13 protein-coding genes are annotated in these 17,799 nt (G+C 66.7%); 8 read left to right on the plus strand and 5 right to left on the minus strand.

The window, feature by feature from the left end:
• Positions 1-404: 404 nt before the first annotated feature.
• Entirely contained in the window at positions 405-7,496 is a 7,092-nt protein-coding gene (locus AB0F71_RS05510; protein ID WP_360228574.1) for a polymorphic toxin-type HINT domain-containing protein, read from the plus strand.
• Between the two features lie 66 nt (positions 7,497-7,562).
• Here the strand turns inward: AB0F71_RS05510 and AB0F71_RS05515 are convergent, their stop codons facing one another.
• The 4 genes from AB0F71_RS05515 to AB0F71_RS05530 form a co-directional block, all read right to left on the minus strand.
• Positions 7,563-8,270 carry a hypothetical protein gene (locus tag AB0F71_RS05515; protein WP_360228577.1) on the minus strand — a complete coding sequence of 236 codons (708 nt, stop codon included), beginning with the start codon at positions 8,268-8,270 and terminating at the stop codon, positions 7,563-7,565.
• Between the two features lie 144 nt (positions 8,271-8,414).
• Positions 8,415-9,671 (minus strand): tyrosine-type recombinase/integrase, encoded by a 1,257-nt coding sequence (locus AB0F71_RS05520; RefSeq protein ID WP_360228580.1) that lies wholly within the window; start codon positions 9,669-9,671, stop codon positions 8,415-8,417.
• Entirely contained in the window at positions 9,671-9,859 is a 189-nt protein-coding gene (locus AB0F71_RS05525) for a helix-turn-helix domain-containing protein (protein ID WP_360228583.1), read from the minus strand. Before AB0F71_RS05525 ends, AB0F71_RS05520 begins: the two co-directional genes overlap by 1 nt.
• Entirely contained in the window at positions 9,856-11,568 is a 1,713-nt protein-coding gene (locus tag AB0F71_RS05530; protein ID WP_360228585.1) for a replication initiator, read from the minus strand. The genes AB0F71_RS05525 and AB0F71_RS05530 overlap by 4 nt, the downstream gene beginning before the upstream one ends.
• A gap of 318 nt (positions 11,569-11,886) precedes the next feature.
• On the opposite strand from AB0F71_RS05530, the gene AB0F71_RS05535 reads away from it, so the two are divergent.
• Positions 11,887-12,315: a winged helix-turn-helix domain-containing protein gene (locus AB0F71_RS05535; protein ID WP_360228588.1), complete on the plus strand. Its 429-nt coding sequence runs from the start codon at positions 11,887-11,889 to the stop codon at positions 12,313-12,315.
• Positions 12,316-12,792: 477 nt separating this feature from the next.
• Here the strand turns inward: AB0F71_RS05535 and AB0F71_RS05540 are convergent, their stop codons facing one another.
• Positions 12,793-13,752, minus strand: a complete 960-nt coding sequence (locus AB0F71_RS05540) for a hypothetical protein (protein WP_360228591.1) — start codon at positions 13,750-13,752, stop codon at positions 12,793-12,795.
• Between the two features lie 423 nt (positions 13,753-14,175).
• Here AB0F71_RS05540 and AB0F71_RS05545 point away from each other — a divergent pair, with 423 nt between their 5' ends.
• The 6 genes from AB0F71_RS05545 (at position 14,176) to AB0F71_RS05570 (ending at position 17,708) form a co-directional block, all read left to right on the plus strand.
• On the plus strand, positions 14,176-14,481 hold the full coding sequence (locus tag AB0F71_RS05545) for a hypothetical protein (RefSeq protein WP_360228594.1): 306 nt from the start codon (positions 14,176-14,178) through the stop codon (positions 14,479-14,481).
• A gap of 76 nt (positions 14,482-14,557) precedes the next feature.
• Positions 14,558-14,809 (plus strand): hypothetical protein, encoded by a 252-nt coding sequence (locus tag AB0F71_RS05550; RefSeq protein WP_360228597.1) that lies wholly within the window; start codon positions 14,558-14,560, stop codon positions 14,807-14,809.
• Between the two features lie 1,137 nt (positions 14,810-15,946).
• Complete coding sequence (locus tag AB0F71_RS05555; protein WP_360228973.1) at positions 15,947-16,405, plus strand: polymorphic toxin-type HINT domain-containing protein; 459 nt, start codon at positions 15,947-15,949, stop codon at positions 16,403-16,405.
• A complete protein-coding gene (locus AB0F71_RS05560; protein WP_360228997.1) occupies positions 16,318-16,638 on the plus strand; it encodes a hypothetical protein in 321 nt (106 codons plus the stop codon). Before AB0F71_RS05555 ends, AB0F71_RS05560 begins: the two co-directional genes overlap by 88 nt.
• Positions 16,639-16,686: 48 nt before the next feature.
• Positions 16,687-16,983, plus strand: a complete 297-nt coding sequence (locus AB0F71_RS05565) for a hypothetical protein (protein WP_360228600.1) — start codon at positions 16,687-16,689, stop codon at positions 16,981-16,983.
• 335 nt (positions 16,984-17,318) lie between these two features.
• Entirely contained in the window at positions 17,319-17,708 is a 390-nt protein-coding gene (locus tag AB0F71_RS05570; RefSeq protein WP_360228603.1) for a hypothetical protein, read from the plus strand.
• The last annotated feature ends 91 nt before the right edge of the window (positions 17,709-17,799 follow it).

The raw sequence follows: 17,799 nt of genomic DNA on the forward strand, positions 1-17,799 counted from the left end.
CAATTCGACGGCGAAGTCCCGACTTGCAGCGAATTGGGGCGAATCGTAGACCCACGTGAGAATCCTCACCAGTCACCGAGACTTGACTCTCCGTTATCGCTGTTCGTTAGCATCCGTCAGTTCGGATACAGGGCTCGACTCCCGTGTTCGGGGGGTCCAATTTCTTTGGGAGATGTAAAAGAGTGTCATTTATACAACGGTCAGGCCTCAAGCAGGCAAAGGGCGGGGGGAGGAGACTACGGGCACGGCTGGCAACCGTCACGACGGCCGCTATCCTCGGCTCGCTCCTGGCGCCCCTGCCGATCGCGGCCGCGGCGGACGGGCCGGACTACTCGCGCACATGGTCGCCACCGAACACCGCTCTTCCGAAGACGCCTTCGGTACCGGGGCAGAATGCCGCGCCGGTGCCGGCCGCGAAGCCGGAGCACCCGGTGCCGGCGGCGTGGACCCCGCCGAAGGGCCCGAAGCCGCTTCCGGGGGGCCACGCCTCGGTGACGCTCGGCTCCGCGCCCGAGGCACGCCCGCTGGGCGACGGCGAGAAGCCGCAGGCCGGCGCGGAGGCCACGGCGTCGGGCCTGCCGGTCACGGTCGCACCGCTGGCCGGCTCATCGGTGGCGGGCCAGACGATCCAGATCGACGTGGCCGACACCAAGGCAGCGACGACCGCCGGAATCCCCGGTGTGGCGGTGACCCTCACCCGGCCCGGTTCGGGCGATGACGCGCCGGTGCGCCTGGGTGTCGACACCTCCAGCCTGGACGCCGCGTTCGGCGCGAACTGGGCGGCCCGGGCCCACCTGGTGGTCCTGCCCGGCTGCGTGACCACGACGCCGCAGGCCGCCGATTGTCGGAAGCAGATGCCGCTGGATTCGCACTACGACCCGTCGGCGAAGAAGCTCGTCGCCGACGTCCCGCTGACCGGAACGGGCATCGCGAAGTCCTCGACCACTCCGACCACCAAGACCGCCACCGACGCCTCCGGCACGGCCCGGGCGGTGTACGCGGGGTCCACCACCACCTCGACCACGGTCGGCGTGGTGTCGGGGGCATCGAGCGGGGCCGGCACCTACACGGCGACTCCGCTCAGCCCCTCCCAGTCCTGGGCCGCCGGCAGTTCGTCCGGCGCGTTCACCTACGGCTACCCCGTGCAGGTGCCGCCGGCGCTCGTCGGCTCGGCCCCGAAGGTGTCGCTGGCCTACGACTCCGCGTCGGTGGACGGGCGGACCTCCTCGACGAACGCCCAGGCCTCCTGGATCGGCGACGGCTGGGACCTCGGGGCCGGCTTCGTCGAGCGTTCCTTCAAGCCGTGCTCGCTGGACGGGATCACCGGCTCCGGTGACCAGTGCTGGGGCGGCGCGAACCTCACCATGTCCCTGGGTGGCCACTCCGGCCAGCTGGTGCCCGACGACTCCTCCTGCCAGTCCAGTGCACCGGCGACGATGGAGCAGTCGGCCTGCACCTGGCGGCTCAAGGACGACGACGGCACCAAGATCCAGTTCCTGACCGGAGCCACCAACGGCACCTGGAACGGCTCCTACATCAAGGTCACCGACACCGATGGCACGGTGTCCTACTTCGGCCTGAACCACGTGCCGGACGCGAACGGCAACCCGACCACGCTCGGCGCGGACAGCGGTTCCGCGTGGACCGTCCCGGTCTACTCCCCCAACAGCGGCGACCCGTGCTACGACCCGGCCAAGGGCCAGGGCTCGTGGTGCCAGACCGCGTGGCGCTGGAACCTCGACTTCGTCGTCGACCCGCACGGCAACCTGACCACCTACACCTACGCCCCCGAGACGAACTACTACTCCCGCGGCGGCGCCCAGAACAACGGCAACGGCACCAGCACCGCCTACACCCGCGCCGGCGTGCCCGACACCATCGGCTACGGGCAGCTTCTCTCGGACCAGCTGAACAACAACGGCGCCTACAAACCCGCCGCGAAGATCCTCTTCAACACCTCCGAGCGGTGCGTCACCTCCACCGCGGCCTGCGATCCGTCCCAGCGCACCGCGGCCAACGCGGCGAACTGGCCTGATGTCCCGCTGGACCAGCAGTGCGACGCCACCAACCCGTGCACCGTCTACGGTCCGACGTTCTGGACCACCAAGTGGCTGTCCTCCATCACCACCCAGGTGAAGGTCAACGGCACCTACCAGACAGTGGACTCCTACGCGCTCAACCACACGATCATCAACGTGCAGAACGCCACCGAGAACACCCAGGTCCCCTGGCTTGCCTCCATCCAGCGCACCGGCCAGGACACACTGGCCACCGGCAGCTCCATCACCCTGCCCCCGGTGTCCTTCACCTCCCAGCTGCTGCCCAACCGCGTGGACGGCACCAACCTGGTCCCCGCACCGCCGGCCTACAACCGGCCCCGCATCCAGCTGATCACCACCGAGACCGGCAGCACCATCGGCGTCAACTACGCCCCCGCCGACTGCTCGCGGACGAACAACGTCATGCCGGCCTCCGCAGACAGCGACACTCGATCCTGCTACAACGTCAAGTGGAACCCGCCCGGATCGATCACCGGCGCGACGCCCGTGGACGACTGGTTCCTGAAGTACCCGGTCGCCAGCGTGACCGTGAACCCGGGCACTCCCGGTTCGATCCCACAGGTCATTAACTACACCTACGGCAAGGCCGCCTGGCACCGCAACGACTCGGCCGCGATCCAGGACAAGAACCGCACCTGGGACCAGTTCCGCGGCTACGCCTCCGTCACCACCATCACTGGAAGTGGCAACGACGGTCCTCAGTCGCAAGGGTCGACCACCTTCTACCAGGGTATGGACGGCGACCTGCTCGCCAACGGCACCGCCCGCAGCGTCCAGGCCAGCGGCCCGATGAGTGGCAACGTCACCGACTCCGACTGGCTCTCCGGCCGTGCTCTGGAGTCCGACACCTACACCCAGGCCGGCGGCACCATCGCCGGCTACACGGTGAACACCTCCAGCGGGCCGGTCACCACGGCGACACACAACCAGGGCAGCATGCCTGCCCTCCTCGCCCACTACGCGACCACTACCGCGACCACCACCAACCGGTCACTTAAGGCCGACGGCTCCTGGCGCACCACGACGAAGACCACCACGACCGACCCGGCCCACGGCAACCGGATCTCCACCTCGACCGACACTGCCGACGGCCTACCGGACATCTGCACCCGCACCACCTACGCGTCCAACAACGCGAACCCGCAGATCTTGGCTCTCCCCTCCGAGGTCATCGGGGTCTCGGGCGCCAACGCATGCACCGCCACGCCCACCGCCGCCAACACCACCGCCTGGACCAGGACGGCCTACGACGGCCAGCCCACAGGGCAGTTCGGCACCGCGCACGACGTGACGACCCTACTCACCCTCGATCACTTCGACTCTGCGGGCACCCCGCAGTTCAGTGCGGCCAACTCGACGTACGACGGCTACGGACGCATCACCAGCACGACCGACCCCGACGCCACCGACAGCGCGCACCCCAACGGCGCAACCGTCACCACCGCCTACACCGCGGCCAACGCGGGTGAACTGCCCAACAGCATCACAGTCACCAGCCCGGCCCCGGCCGGCGCAAGCGACGCAGCCACCGGCCGCACCACCACCACCAAGTACGACGCCGCCCGTGCACTGCCGCTGGCGGTGACCGATCCCAACGGCCGCACGACCACCGAGGCCTACGACCAGCTCGGCCGCACGACCGGTGTGTGGCTGCCGGGCCGGGACACCAAGGCCGGCGCCAACAAGGCCTTCGCCTACACACTTCCGGGCGTGGTCAACGGCGCCGCCGTGCCCCCGACCGTGACCACCTCCGACCTGCAGGCGAACCCAAACCAGCAGGCGAACGACATCTACACCGTCAAGATCGACATCATGGACGGTGAGGGACGGGCCGTTCAGTCCCAGTCGACACCGGCCCTGTCCGCCTACAAGGGCCGACTGATCACCGACACGGTGTACGACTCCCAGGGCCGCGTCACCCGGGCCAACAGCCCCTGGTACAACGATCAAGGGGCGCCCAGCACCACACCGTTCAAGACACTCACAGAGAAGGTCCCGGCGCAGACATACAACGTCTACGACGGCCTCGGCCGCCCCGTGACGCAGCAGTTCGTCGCCTACGGCGTCACCCAGACCACAACGACCACCGCCTACCCCGGCGCCGACCGGACCGACGTCACACCGCCCACGGGCGCCACACCGACCTCGACCGTCACCGACGCACGCGGTCACAAGGCTCAGCTCTGGCAGTACAAGACCGCCACCGCCACCGGGAATCAGGCCGACGCGGACATCACCACCTACACCTACAACCTGGACGGCCACCTGGCCACGCAGAAGGACGCGGCGGGCAACACCTGGAGTCATGGCTACGACCTGCGCGGTCGGGAGACCTCGACCTCAGACCCGGACACCGGCACCGCCACCAAGACCTACGACGCCGACGGCCGTCTCGCCACCACCACGGACGCGCGCGGACAGACCATCGCCTACACCTACGACCTGCTCGGTCGCGTGACGGGCACCTACTCCGGTACGGCCTCGCCTGCCAACCAGCTGACCGGCTTCACCTACGACACGATCCTCAAGGGCAAACCCGCTACCTCGACCCGCTACGTCAACGGCGCCTCCGGTATCACCTACACCAGCTCCGTGCTGGCGTACGACACCGCCTACCACCCGACCAAGACCACCATCACCATCCCCGGCACCGAGATCGGCCAGGGCACCACCCCCTTCACCTACACCTACCAGGCGACCTACGACCCCATCTCCGGTGCACCGATCTCCGACAGGCGCTCGGCCGTCGGAGACATCGCCGCCGAGGTGATCAACTACACCTACGACCTCTACGGACCGCTGCGCAGCTACGGCGCGTTCGGAGGGGCCACCTACGACCTGTCCTCGGACTGGGACGCCTACGGCCGCAACATCCGCTCCACGGTGAACCCCTGGGGCACCCAGATTGTCCTCACAAACACCTACGACGAATCCACCGGCCGCCCACTGCAGCAGTTCGTCGACAAGCAGACCGCGGCCACCGGCGCCGTCCAGCAGCTCACGTACAGCTACAACCCCGCCGGACAGCTCACGGCGATCCGTGACATCCCGGACAACACCCCGTCGTCGACCGACCTCCAGTGCTTCGGCTACGACTACCTCGGCCGACTGACCAACGCTTGGACGGACACCGGCGCGCTCACCCAGGCCGCACAGCCCACTGTCGGCGGAATCGGCGCGTGCGCCAACTCCACCCCCACCAGCGGCGCCCAGGCGCCCCTTCGGACGACGGTCGGCGGCCCCGCCGCGTACTGGCAGAGCTACGGCTACGACCTCACCGGCAACCGCACCCAGCTCGTCCAGCACGACCCGTCTGGTGACACCACCAAGGACACCACCACCAACCAGACCTTCCCGGCCCCCGGGACGGTCAACGCCCCGACCACCGCTGCCAACACCGGCGGCGGAACGGGTGGACCGCACGCCCTGACCGGCTCCACCACCACAGCGCCGACCGGCACCACCGGAACCAGCGCCCAGTACGACGCGGTGGGCAACACCACCGCCGTCACCGGCACCTCCGGTACCGCCACCCTGGCCTGGAACAGCGAGAACAAGCTCGCCTCCTACGCCAAGACAGGCACCGCCGGACCGACCACCTACCTCTACGACGCGGGCGGCGACCAGCTCATCCGCCGCGATCCCGGCAAGACCACCATCAACCTCGGTGGCGACGAGCTCGTCTACGACACCAACGCCAACACCGTCACCGGCGTCCGCTACTACCAGATCCCGGGCGGCATCACCCTGATCCGCCAGGGCGGCAAATCCACCTACCAGATCGCCGATCGCCACGGCACCGGCACCTTCGCCATCGACGGAACCACTCTCACTGAGGCCCGACGCCCCTCCGACCCGTTCGGCAACCCCCGCGGCACCCAGCCTGCCGCCTGGGCCGGCGACCACGGCTTCGTCGGCGGCACCAAGGACGACGCCACCGGCCTCACCAACCTCGGCGCCCGCGAATACCAGCCCACCACCGGGCGCTTCCTCAACCCCGACCCGATCATCGACCTCACGTCCCCACAGCAGTGGAACGCCTACGCCTACAGCAACAACAACCCCGTCAACCTCAGCGACCCGAGCGGACTCCGCCCCGACGGTGAGGTCGGCGGCTTCGGCAGCCAGGTCTCCCACGGACTCACCGAGACCTGGAGCCCCGACGGAAACGGCGGCTGGGACTGGCACGAGGACGTCGTCTACGGCGCCATGGGCCAGGGCAAGCCGTTCGTCGTTCACAACACGGTCAACTTCAACGCCAGCAGCGGCAGGCGCAAGCCTGCTTCCTCCTGGTCGGTCGACGACGTCAAGCCCGGTGGCAACGCCACCTGGCACTCCCTCGCCCACCTCGTGGCCGAACTCAGCGGCGTGAACGACGTCCGGCGCTGCGCAGACGGGGACAAGGCCAGCTGCGCCTGGGCGGTCGTGGGCTTCACGCCGATCGGCAAGCTCGGCAAGGGCTTCAAGCTTGCCGAGGAAGGCACCGAGGTCGCCGTTAGTGCGGCCCGGACCGGGGACGACACCGCACGCGTGGCGGGGAAGGGGAGGGTCGAGGAGGCGGCCGAGAACGCGGCATGCCCCCTTCCCGGCGCGCTGGTTGGTGCGACACACAGTTTCCCCCCGGGCACCAAAGTTCTTCTGGCAGACGGTACGACCAAGGCCATTGAGACCCTCCAGATCGGTGATCGGGTCGAGGCAACGGACCCGATAGCCGGGAGCACCGATTCCAAGCCCGTCACACGCACCATCCGTACGCCAGACGATGAGCACTTCACTGACCTGACCCTTCGGGACACTGATAGCCGCATCGGATCTGAGAAGGCGGAGCACCTCACCAGTACCCAGCATCACCCCTTCTGGGACGAAACCACCCATCGCTGGACCAGTGCCTCGGACCTGCACCCCGGTGACAATGTCCGCACTGCAGACGGTCGGACCCTCACCGTCCTGACGGTAAGGAACTACGACGACGCCCCGCAGGCCGCCTACGACCTCACCATCGCCGACATCCACACGTACTATGTGCTGGCTGGAAATACGCCGGTCCTCGTCCACAATGCCAGCGGAGAAGCGTGCAAGACTGCAGCCGCATCCATGGATCATGTGACATCCGGCGTCCTTGATATCCAGGTTGATGAAGTCCCCTTCGCAAGCGGATCGGGCAAAGGTGGATTCATTGACGACATCGCCCGTGTCCCAGGAATGACGGACGAGAACTTCCATCACGTCGAGATGCAGGCTGCGGCCTACATGCGCCTCAACGATCTCAAGCAGGGCGTCCTCTATATCAATCACCCGAAGGGAGTTTGCTCATACTGCGACGGGCGGGCTTACCAGCTTGGTGTCCCTATTGAGGATGCGCTGCCGCATGGAGCGGAGATGTGGGTGGTGGCACCTGGTAGGCGGATTATGAAATTCATAGGAAACTCCAAGTGAGCTAGCAAAAGAGCCCGTCGGTGAGGTTGATGTAACCACGCCGACGGGCTTCGTTTCTGCGAATTATCAAAAAGGGAGATCCTCGATGGAAGCCTCGGCGGGACGCGGGCGACCTGCCTCGGCGGGAATGTAGCGCTCAAGGCTTGCGCGGTACTGTCGAACGCTACTTCCGGGGGCTGTAGCAATGGTTAGAAGCCAGATTCTTTCACCTCGGCGAGAGTATCCGACTGGGGGTGTGGCCACCCTGGCTAGGGCGTTGCTGCTGCATAGGAGTTGGGTTGCGGGGCTCTCATTGGCAAGGGGGCGGTATGGCAGGGGGGTGAATCCAGCCAGAGCATCCTGGATGGCTGATGCAGGCACCAATGCGGAGAACTTGGATTCTGCACCGATAATGGCTTCACGGACAGTGCAGTGCAGGAGGAATTGGTCGAGCTTCTCTCCGGTGTCGCGCCAGACGCTCGATGCATCCTCTCGGAAGAAGACTTCGTGATCTTCCCTGTTCGATTTAATTGCCCAGTAGTAGCCATTTTGGTTCTCGACCCAGACGACGATCATTCCGTCATCTGATCGCTTTAGGTCCGAAAGTGCCACGGGGTAATCTTGAAAAGCTACCTCCACTCCGGTGGATGCGGCGGCCTGATGCCAGTCGAGAATTTCATGGGGAATTTCCAGAGCTTCGAATGGAGTGGCGGTTTCGCCACTCGCGGCCGAGCCGTACCAGCGCTTTAGGAAGCGGCGAATGCTGTCACTCTGGGGGTTTAGTAGCTCTTCCATGTCGAGATCGTACGGCACCGGATGGCTTTTGGTCATATGGCGGGTCGAGCTTCTGATGGCGCAATGCACTTGCTGTGGCAGGGGCCTCGCTGAGTGTTCGGCGAGACCCCTGTCAGGGTCTTGACGGCAACGCTGACGGCAACGTCAGCGGACTGGTTCTGCACCTGGCGTGCCGTCAGGACCCTCGGTGGCGCGGAGCGCGTTGCCGAGGGTGTCGATTGCCCGGCGCTGGAGGTGGAGTCGGACGTGGGCGTACACCGAGGCGGTGACGCCGATGTGGGCGTGGCCGAGCAGTTCCTTGATCACGACGAGCTCGACGCCCTGTTCGAGGAGCAGGGTCGCGGCGGTGTGTCGGAGGTCGTGAAACCGTATGCGGCGGAGCCTGGCCGCCCGCCAGAGCGTGGTGAAGTGCCGAGTCAGGGTGGACGGGTCGGTGGGTGAGCCGTCGGGCGTGGTGAAGACGAAGCCGCTGTCCGTCCAGGCGTCTCCGGCGGCCTCGCGCTCACGGTTCTGTCGTTCGCGGTGGTGCTTGAGCGCGTGGACGCACTCGGTGGGGAGGGCGATGCGGCGCTCGGAGCTGACGGTCTTGGTCGGGAGGGTTGTCAGGCCGGCGGTGGGGGTGCGCTGGAGGGTGCGGCGGATGCTGGCGGTGCCGCCGTCGAGGTCGAGGTCGTCCCAGCGCAGGCCGAGGAGTTCGCCTTTGCGCAGGCCGGTGCGGAGCGCGAGATCGAAGAGGGCCTGCAGTCGGTGACTTTCGATTGACGAGAGGAAACGGCGGGCTTCGGCGACGGTGAGTGGTTCGAAGCGGCGGGGCCGGGGTGTGCTGTTCTTGATGTTGCGGGCGACGTTTCGCGGGAGCTCGTCCTCACGGACGGCGTGCTCCAGGGCGGACTTGAGGACCGAGTGCACGTAGGTAACGGTGAGCGGGGACAGCCGCTTGCCGCAGCACTGGGCGACCGCGCAGCAGCGCTGCTGCCTGTCGAGCCCGCGCGCGCAGCACTGGCAGGTGGTGCGAAGCCGGTCGAGCCAGGTGCGGATGTCCTTGGCGGTGAGGTGGGCGATCTTCTTCCGGCCGAGACCGGGTATGACGTAGAGGCGGACGCAGGCGGCGTAGCGGGTGTGGGTGTTCTCTCGGAGGCGGTGGACGGCGACGCTGTCCAGCCAGTAGGTCAGGTAAGCGGCCACGGTACTGTCAGCAGCGGCGACGGGCCGGCCCTGGTTGCTGGCGGCGATGCGTTCGGTGAGCTTGTCGGCGGCTTCCTTGCGGGTTGTGCCGTAGACACGGACGCGCTTGCGGCTGCCGTTGGTGGCGAGGACGTAGCCGGCGGCTTCCCAGCGGCCGTCCTTGCGCTGGTAGATGGTGCCTTCGCCGTTGGCGCGGCTCTTGCGAGGTGCGGTCATCAGGCTGCTTCCTGTTCGAGTCGGGTGCGGATGAGTTCGGTGAGCGCGTGGGCGGGGATGCGTCGGGCTCGCCCGAGGGTGAGGGAGGGGAGCTGGTGGGTGCGGAGCAGGTCGTAGACGGTGGTGCGGCCGAGTTGGAGGCGTTCCATGACCTGGGGGACGGTGAGGAGTTCGGCGGCGGCGGTCACGCGGCGTCTCCCGTCCAGACAGCCCTCACCAGGTGACCGACCGGCTGACCGGCGCAGTGACCGGGTTGGTGCGGACGCCGGATTCGGTTCAGGCTCTTGCGATGTGCCGACCGCCGCTCGGCGAGGAGTTCGGAGAGGTGGGTGAGTTCGGGCAGCAGGCCGGTTCCGGCGTACTGCCAATGGGAGATGACCAGCGTCGAGCCCGAGTCCCCGCGGTGACCGGCGCTGTCGCGGTGACCGGGGTGCTGACCGCGACCGGATCGGTGGCTGGCGGCCAGGTCAGTGGAGTGACCGGGCCGGTCACAGACCGGACGGCCGTCGGTTATCCGATCGGCCTGCGGCTCGTCAGGCGCCAAGACCGTGGCGGTGGCGTCGGGTTGGCGGGTTCGCCAGGCGGTGCGTTCGGCGCGAAGGCGGGCGAGGGTGGTGGAGTAGTGGCGGGTGCGAGTGGAGAAGTGGCCTCGGAAGCCGAGCATGCGGGCCCACTGCCGCAGACGGAGGTGGGCGTGCTGGGGGTGGATGGCGAGGCGCCAGGCGGTGCGGATCATGCGGCGGGCGTGGTCGGTGATGTCGTGGGTGGCGAGTTCGGCCAGGAGACGGAGGCGGCGGTCGAGAGTGCCGGTGGTGGTCTCGGCGCCCTTGGTGGCGTACTTGGCGATGTAGGCGGCGACGTGCCGCTCGGTGACCGGGCCGCCTTCGGTGAAGTCCGTGCCGCGGATAGGCCGGACATCGATCTGCCGACCGAACCGGAACACCGACCGCCCGCCCTGGCCGATCTCCTGGGAGCCGGGCGGGTCCTCAGCAGGCTGCGGCTGGCCTACGTGGTGGACGCGGGTGCGCCTGGCGGCGGCGCGCACGGCGCGGTCAAGGAGCTCGGTGGTGGCCCAGACGGGCGGTTCGCTGGTGGGGCCGGTGGGTCCGTCGAGGCGGATGACGGCGTGGAAGTGGACCTGGCCGCGCTTCTGGTACTCGGCGACCTTGGCGTACGACAGCGTCGCGTGGTGGCGCATGGCCCGCTGCGTCAGTCCCGCCGCCTTGGCGATCTCGTGTCGCCGGTGGGTGGTGAAGCGTGCCCACAGGGCGGGGGCGTGCGCGTTCCAGAGCACCGCGCCCGCGTAGTCGTAGCGCTCGGGATCGAGCGGGGTGCCGAGGAGCTGGTCGTCGTCGGCGTGGGTGTGGCCGCACTGGCAGCGGCCGTTGTCGGGCCGGTTGTGGACGGGGCCGAAGCCGGGCGCGGTCAGGGTGGCGAACACGCGCGGGTGCGTGGCCACGCTGGTGGGGACGGTCTTGCCGCCGCGCAGTCCGGCGGCGATGAGCTGATAGGTGTCGTAGCGGTAGACCGTCGAGCAGGCCGGGCAGCGGGTGACGCGGCGGTTGCCGCAGCGGACCAGCAACTCGCCCGCCGGAAGGTGCCGCGCGTCGAGGTGGTCGAGGACCAGGCCCGTCGTGGTGTCGACGCGGGTGCGGTGCCCAATCAGGCGGATCGGACGGGCACAGCCGCCGAGCCCGCCGACCTGGCGGGCCAGGGGTGAGAGGTACCCGGTGGCGGCGAGCTTCGCCAGCCTGGCGGTCAGTCGCGCCCGGCGCTCCAGCGCCGAATCCCTGCTCGCGGACGCGCCGGGCGTGACAGCGTGCGTGGGCGTGGCGGAAGCCTGGTTCGCGAGGGTGAACGTGTTCGCGGAAGAGGGGAATTGGAGCTGCTCGGGCATGCGGGACAGGCCTCCGGCAGAAGCGGCGAGGAGATGAGGGGTGGCAGCGGGGAGGCGGGCCGAAGTGATCGACTCACAGGGGAACGGGGGCGCCTCATGGCGGGCGCTGGCGCGGGGCCGGGGACGGCTGGTCCGGTCGGCGGGGGCGGTGTTGATCACCGGCGGTGCGTGAAGGTAGCACCGTTCCACGGGCGCATTCAAGTGCATCCCTCCTCATTCCTTTCTTTGGGGGGCGGGACGCGGGTAGTGTGGGGCCGGTTTCCCGGTTTGGACGGGCCGGAATTCGCTGATAATGGGCACGAAAGGCGGGGTCAGGGCATGGTGACGACGCGGCGCGGGCGCAGGCCGGCGGGCGGCGGGGTGCCGTTGACGTTCGAGGTCATCGCCGAGACCCTGCGCGAGCAGATCCGCACCGGCGGGCTCAAGCCGGGCGACGCGCTGCCGACGCAGAGCGCGCTGATGCGGGAGTTCGGCGCCTCCAGCCTGACCGTGCAGAAGGCCATGGCCCTGCTGAAGCAGGACGGCTGGGCGATCTCGCGACCCGGCAAGGGCGCCTTCGTCGCCCACCACGACCAGGCCGAGGCGGATGAGCTCGACGGCCCGAGCCGGGAGACTGTGCCCGTGGGCGGGATGGCGGCCCGCGTCGAGGCACTGGAGCAGGCGCTGGCCGAGGCGGTCGAGCAGCTCGCCGACCTCCACACCCGCGTCGCAGCCCTGGAAGCGGGCAACGGCGAGCCTGCCCGCTGAGCCGTCGCATCCGGGTGGCTTGGGGGCGTGCGTTCAGATTTTCTCTACGAGGTTCAAGGCGGGCTCCGCCCGCTGGAGGTGGCCCGCCGTCGCCGACCGACCCAGGGCTGACTGGCCCCGAGGTCTTCACGGGTGTCGGCGAACAGTGGTCCACCAGGTCGTGAGCGGGGGCGACTGGTGCCCGGTGGAAGCAAGTTGTGTCCTATAGACTCCTTGCCCGCGTCGCGGAGCAAGTTGTCGCCTGCGACCGTCCTACAGTCGGATCGCGGGCACAGGGTCGGCCAGGGGTCCGACCCTCCGTTTCCACCGCCGGGCCCGCCGAGGGCGGTGTCCGACGCCGCCCCGGCTCCGCAGCGCAGGCTCCCCGCCGACCCACGACCGCTCCTGTGCCGAGCGACCACACCGTGCGCAAGCCCGCCGAGTGCCGAGACGCCCGCAAGCAGCAGTCCGAACTCGCCCCCCGCGCGATCGGGACGATCAGGACGCCAGCAGCTCGGCGACTTCGGGAACGTCGCGGAACGCTCGCAACCGGTCCAGGACGATCCGTGCGCGCTCGGTGGTGCGTTCGCTGCCGCTCTGCCCCAGGGAGAGCATCCGGCCGGCGGTCCCGGCTGCGGCCTCGGGCTCGTTCGCGTCGGCGTAGGCCACGGCCAGCCAGGACAGGTACAGCGCCAACTCCCTCGCGTGACTGGCGTCATAACGACCCAGGACGTCCGTCAGCAGCGGTACGGCGCGAAGCGGCCGGTGCAGCTCGGTGTAGACGCGGGCCTCCATGACCTGGAGTTCCCCAGAGTCCATCCAGTACAGGTATGAGGGCGACTCGGTACGGGCCGAGTCCTTGGCCAGGGCCTCGCCGGCTTCCCCGAGCGCGGTCATCGCTGCGCGGTCCTGGCCGGCGCGGGTGTGCGCCCAGGCCACCCGGTCCAGGTACAGCGCGCGGGCCTTCGCCGGAGCATCGGGGCCGGCCTCTGCCACTGCGGCGGCAGCCAGGTCCACCGCGTCGCGGGGGCGTCCGGTGTTGCTCCACTGGTAGGCCAGCGAACCCGCCACGTTCCCCGACAGCACCCCGTCCCCGGCGGCACGGGCGGCACTGATCCCGAGTTGGTAGATTCGCTCGGCCTCGGCATGCTCGCCCGCGTCGGAGGCGACCCAACCGGCGATCTGCGCCAACTCGCCAATCGCCCGTAGCAGTTCACGGCCCACCTGCTCGGTGTGGGTGCCCTCGCGGTAGAGCGTGACCGCCGTCCGCAGTTCCCGCAGGGCCGGGGCGATCAGGTCCTTCCCGTACACCACATCGTCGGCCAGCCGGAGCCCGTGCACCCGCCGGGCCAGGTCGGTAACCTGCCCGGCACCGATCCGGCGACCAGTTCGCGCCGTCAGCGCGGACAGCGGGTCGCTCTCGGGCAGGAAGTCGGCGACGGTCAGCGCACGCGGCACGGACTTGGGGGGCTGGACTGCCTTCGCCGCTTCCAGCAGCTCGCGCGGCCCTCCAGCACCAGCGCCAGGAAGGGTAGCCACTCCCGGGGGGACCGCGTGCCGATCTCCCAGCGGGACACGTCGTTTCGCGTCGGCGGAACCCGCTCAGGAGCAGCATCGGCCAGCGCCTCGGCCAGCCGCTGCTGACTCCAACCGCGCGCCAGGCGCAGCCGCCTGACCAGTTCCCCGACCGTCTCCCGCACCAAGCCAGCTTGGCAGACACAGAGGCAGACACGCTGGCTACTCCGCAAGGTTCGCGCCAAAGGGGACCCTGATCAACAGCCACAGCGGAGCCGACCACGGGCGGGCACGATGAACCAGAACAGCAGCCAAGCGGAACGCCTGCCTCATCGGAGTGCGGAGTCCGCAGGGGAGGGGCCTCGGTTGCTCCCTTGGACCACCCCGGACGGGAACCCCTGCTACCTGAGCACCAACGGCAGGGGCTACCTCTCGACCCTCGCCGACGACATCGAAACGGTGCAGATCGGCATGGGCGAGGAACTGTTGGAGTACGCCCGAGGCGTCCTGGCACCTGGAACGCTCGCGCGGCCAGCCGTCGAATACCGCTGGCTGGCCTGCCGGCTGACCGAGGCCCTGTCGGATGCCCTCAGAATCGCGGACTCACGCCGGCAGCGCATTCCCGCCCCGCAGGAGGCGACCGAGGATGCCCGACCTGACGAGCACAACTGACGGCCAAGTCCGCGATACCACCACGGCGGTAGACCTTCGAGACCCGATGACGCGACAGAGGCAAAGGACCACACTGATGGGGACGACCACCCGCTACCGGTTCCGCGAGTACAACGTGACCGCCGACCCGGACCCCTTGGCGCTGCCGACCTTCGAGGCGCTCTGCGTCACCGGCGAAGAACAGGACTGCGCTGCCGCGTCCGGCGAGATGCACACCCCCAATGACCTGACGCGCTGGATCGCCGGACACTGCGCGCAGACCGGCCACCAGTCCTATCGGCAGACCACCCACACCATCGTCCGTGCCGAGCCCGGAGCGTGGCAGTAGGATCACGCGCGCAGCCGATGACAGCACAACTGGTCTACACCTCTGACGGCAGTAGCGACGGCAACAACCACGGACTTCGGCGCACATCCACGGACACCAACGGACCGTCAAACCACCGTTGACCTGCGAAAAGGCAGGTGGAGAGGGGTCGCGTAGCACACGTACTATGTGCTCGCGGGGACCACGCCGGTCCTCGTTCACAACGACAACTGTGGTGAGACCGTTGACTTCGCGCATGGGACAACCATTGAGTCAGCTCGCAACATTGCAGCAAATGGCCTCGACTCGGGTGCCAATGTTGCGAATTCTGTCTATTCGAAGGCCCCTGGAAGTTTCTATGCCATTCGAGTTGACCAGGCAGATCGCACGGCTGCAGTTGAAACGGCTGCCTATTGGGGAAGTCGACATGCGGCGAAAGGTAACGTGTGTGTGCTGATTTGCCGACTTCCAAAGTCTGTCGTACAAGACCTGGAAAGTGGGGGTCACTTGGTCAATCTGGAGAAGCCGACGCAGTCGATATTCTCACCCGAGGCATTTGAGGCGATTAATCAACATGCCACCTGGCCACACATTATTCCAGTGGGATAGATTGGATTGGCCAAATGAAGGAAGAACGGTATCCTGAGGGGGTTTCGATTAGTCGGATCCCGGATCCGCTCAAGGTGGGTGATTGGTACTCCTTTAGCTGGGATGTGTCACTGGCCGAGTCTGTTGACCTGTCTAGGATGGGGCTCCCCGTTCCCGGTGCCGGATTTTCTGGAATCGCCGCCCTAGTGGGGGCTGCTCCGGGAAATGTTCGCCTTTCAGTTTTTGATAGGCAGCCTGTCATCTCACCAGGGGGTCTCATCTATGCGTCCCGGATTGTCAACCACCTGCGAGAAAATCTATCCTCGCCGGTGATGGTTGATGGTGAGCTGGATAATAGTCTTTTCCGGGTCTCGATGTGAGATCGACGCGACCGAATTGCCCTAACGGAGAACCCTCTGGGACTGCGGTCGAAGAGTGGTCTGAACTCGAGCCCTGCCGAATATCGGCGGTTTCCCGGGGGTTGTCGCAGCGCAGGGCTAGTTGATCAAGATCTGACCGGTTATGCAGGCGCTCGGCTGGGGAACCCCAGCCGAGCGTTTTGCGTGGACGATGGTTGAGCTCGGCGGCGAAGTCATCGTGACAGACCCAGAAACCGACACGGCGAGCGCCGAACCAGTCACCAACACCATCGTCGGGTCGGACGACCGCGACTTCACCGACCTGACGGTCGCCGACCCCTCCGATCTCTCCAAGAGCTCCACGATCGCCTCTACCCTGAAGCACTCCTACTGGGATGAAACCGTCCAGCGCTGGACGAACGCCAGCGACCTCAGAATCGGCGAACATCTACGAACCGCGGACGGCAAGACCACATCCGTCCTCCAGGTCCGAAACTATCGAACCAGCCCGCGGTCAGCCTACAACCTCACCATCGCAACCTTCACACGTACTATGTACTGGCGGGAAATACGCCAGTCCTGGTGCATAACAACTCGACGGCCTGTAAGGTCGGCGCAAATGGCTGGCCGATTCCCAACGCGCGCAACCGCAAGGAGTGCGCCAAGATAATCCAGGACAAGATAGGTCGCACGATCTATCATGTCAAGGATTCCATGGGCGCCCCGGTGCTCGGCCCGTCCACGCATGACCCGCTCGGGAAGTGGGCCGAGCATTTCGTGGTGATCAAGGATGGCACCGTCTATGACGGATTCACAGGCTCAAATGGCATGGCGTTCGAGCAGTATCGAAATCAGTGGAAGTACGGAGAATATCTAAACTTCACCCCCTGGGATGGCAAGTAAGGTATGGAATTTCGAGAGCTCTGTTTCCACCTGAAGAACCGTCGACGTATGTACGTGCTCGACGATCGCTATTCAACGGTGGTGGCGTTCCTTGAGGGATACAACGTGGCACTCGATGGCGTGCCACTGTCCGGATTTCAGGACTGGGTTTCCTGCCAGATTCTTAACTCCTCTTGCTCTGTGCACTGGTCGTACATTGTGGCCTCGACGCGCGTGCCTGGAATTCTTGATGCCAGGACCGGCATCGATCAGATTTCGGCCAATATCGAAATCGCCCTAATCGACGATCTGATCAGCCTGGTCGAGGCTTATCTTGGCCGAGATACTCATGCGCCACCCCACTGATGCCTAGACATCAGCAAGCTACAGTAGAGTTCATAGTCTGAGTCAGAGGCCCCATCGAATTCGGTGGGGCCTCTGGCGTATTAGGCTGTGCATAGAGCAGTCCCACTGCCGTCAGCCATCGGATGCCATCAAGGTGTTCCGCGACGAGCTTTCAGAGCAGGCCGCAGACCAGGTGCAACCACGGTCACGAACCTCTCCACGTACTATGCACTCGCTGGAACAGTGCGGGAACGGATGGTCCAATGGGGCGACTCTGCGCCAATGCAATTGCTAGCGAGAGCGTGTCAGACTGAGATGGTCGACATGGAGCATGTAACAGACAATGGAGTAGCAGCGTGAGCCCTCGACCCGAGGGGATAGATCCCCCGGTCATCAGCGGCCTCAGGGCTCGCGAGGTCTTCGAGATTTTCGACGCTGAGGGAGTAGTTGAAGCCCTTCAGATCGCGTTCCAGGATGGCTCGTCCGCAGTATTCACAGCCTGGACGGACTGGTCACTTCTAGTCGATCAGAGGTCGGACCAGAGCATTCCGGACTACCTGTGGCCGGGGGGTGAATATACTCAGCGATCGGTCGGGTTTGATATCCCGGAAGATGGTCTGGAGATTCTCTCTGTGACTTCAACGGTCGACGGGGTCGGGGCTCTCATTGGTGCCGATATCGCAGTGGATGAGCATCTCGTCTCCGTGAGGTTGGTTGGCGGCGAACTTGCGCTATCCATTCAGTAGAGTCGGGAACTCGCGGCCCCAGATCCCAGTGGGACCAAGGTTTCTCTGATTGCCGATCTGGCGCATGAAGACGCCCTCCTGGAAATGCTTC

It is taken from the genome of Kitasatospora sp. NPDC028055 (assembly GCF_040637885.1).
Lineage (GTDB): Bacteria > Actinomycetota > Actinomycetes > Streptomycetales > Streptomycetaceae > Kitasatospora.

Excerpts from the sequence above, each read along its gene's own strand:
- AB0F71_RS05520 (WP_360228580.1), bottom strand. The coding sequence starts at position 9,671 with ATGACCGCACCTCGCAAGAGCCGCGCCAACGGCGAAGGCACCATCTAC.
- AB0F71_RS05515 (WP_360228577.1), bottom strand. The coding sequence starts at position 8,270 with ATGGAAGAGCTACTAAACCCCCAGAGTGACAGCATTCGCCGCTTCCTA.
- AB0F71_RS05530 (WP_360228585.1), bottom strand. The coding sequence starts at position 11,568 with ATGCCCGAGCAGCTCCAATTCCCCTCTTCCGCGAACACGTTCACCCTC.
- AB0F71_RS05535 (WP_360228588.1), top strand. The coding sequence starts at position 11,887 with ATGGTGACGACGCGGCGCGGGCGCAGGCCGGCGGGCGGCGGGGTGCCG.
- AB0F71_RS05565 (WP_360228600.1), top strand. The coding sequence starts at position 16,687 with ATGTACGTGCTCGACGATCGCTATTCAACGGTGGTGGCGTTCCTTGAG.
- AB0F71_RS05555 (WP_360228973.1), top strand. The coding sequence starts at position 15,947 with ATGGTTGAGCTCGGCGGCGAAGTCATCGTGACAGACCCAGAAACCGAC.
- AB0F71_RS05550 (WP_360228597.1), top strand. The coding sequence starts at position 14,558 with ATGGGGACGACCACCCGCTACCGGTTCCGCGAGTACAACGTGACCGCC.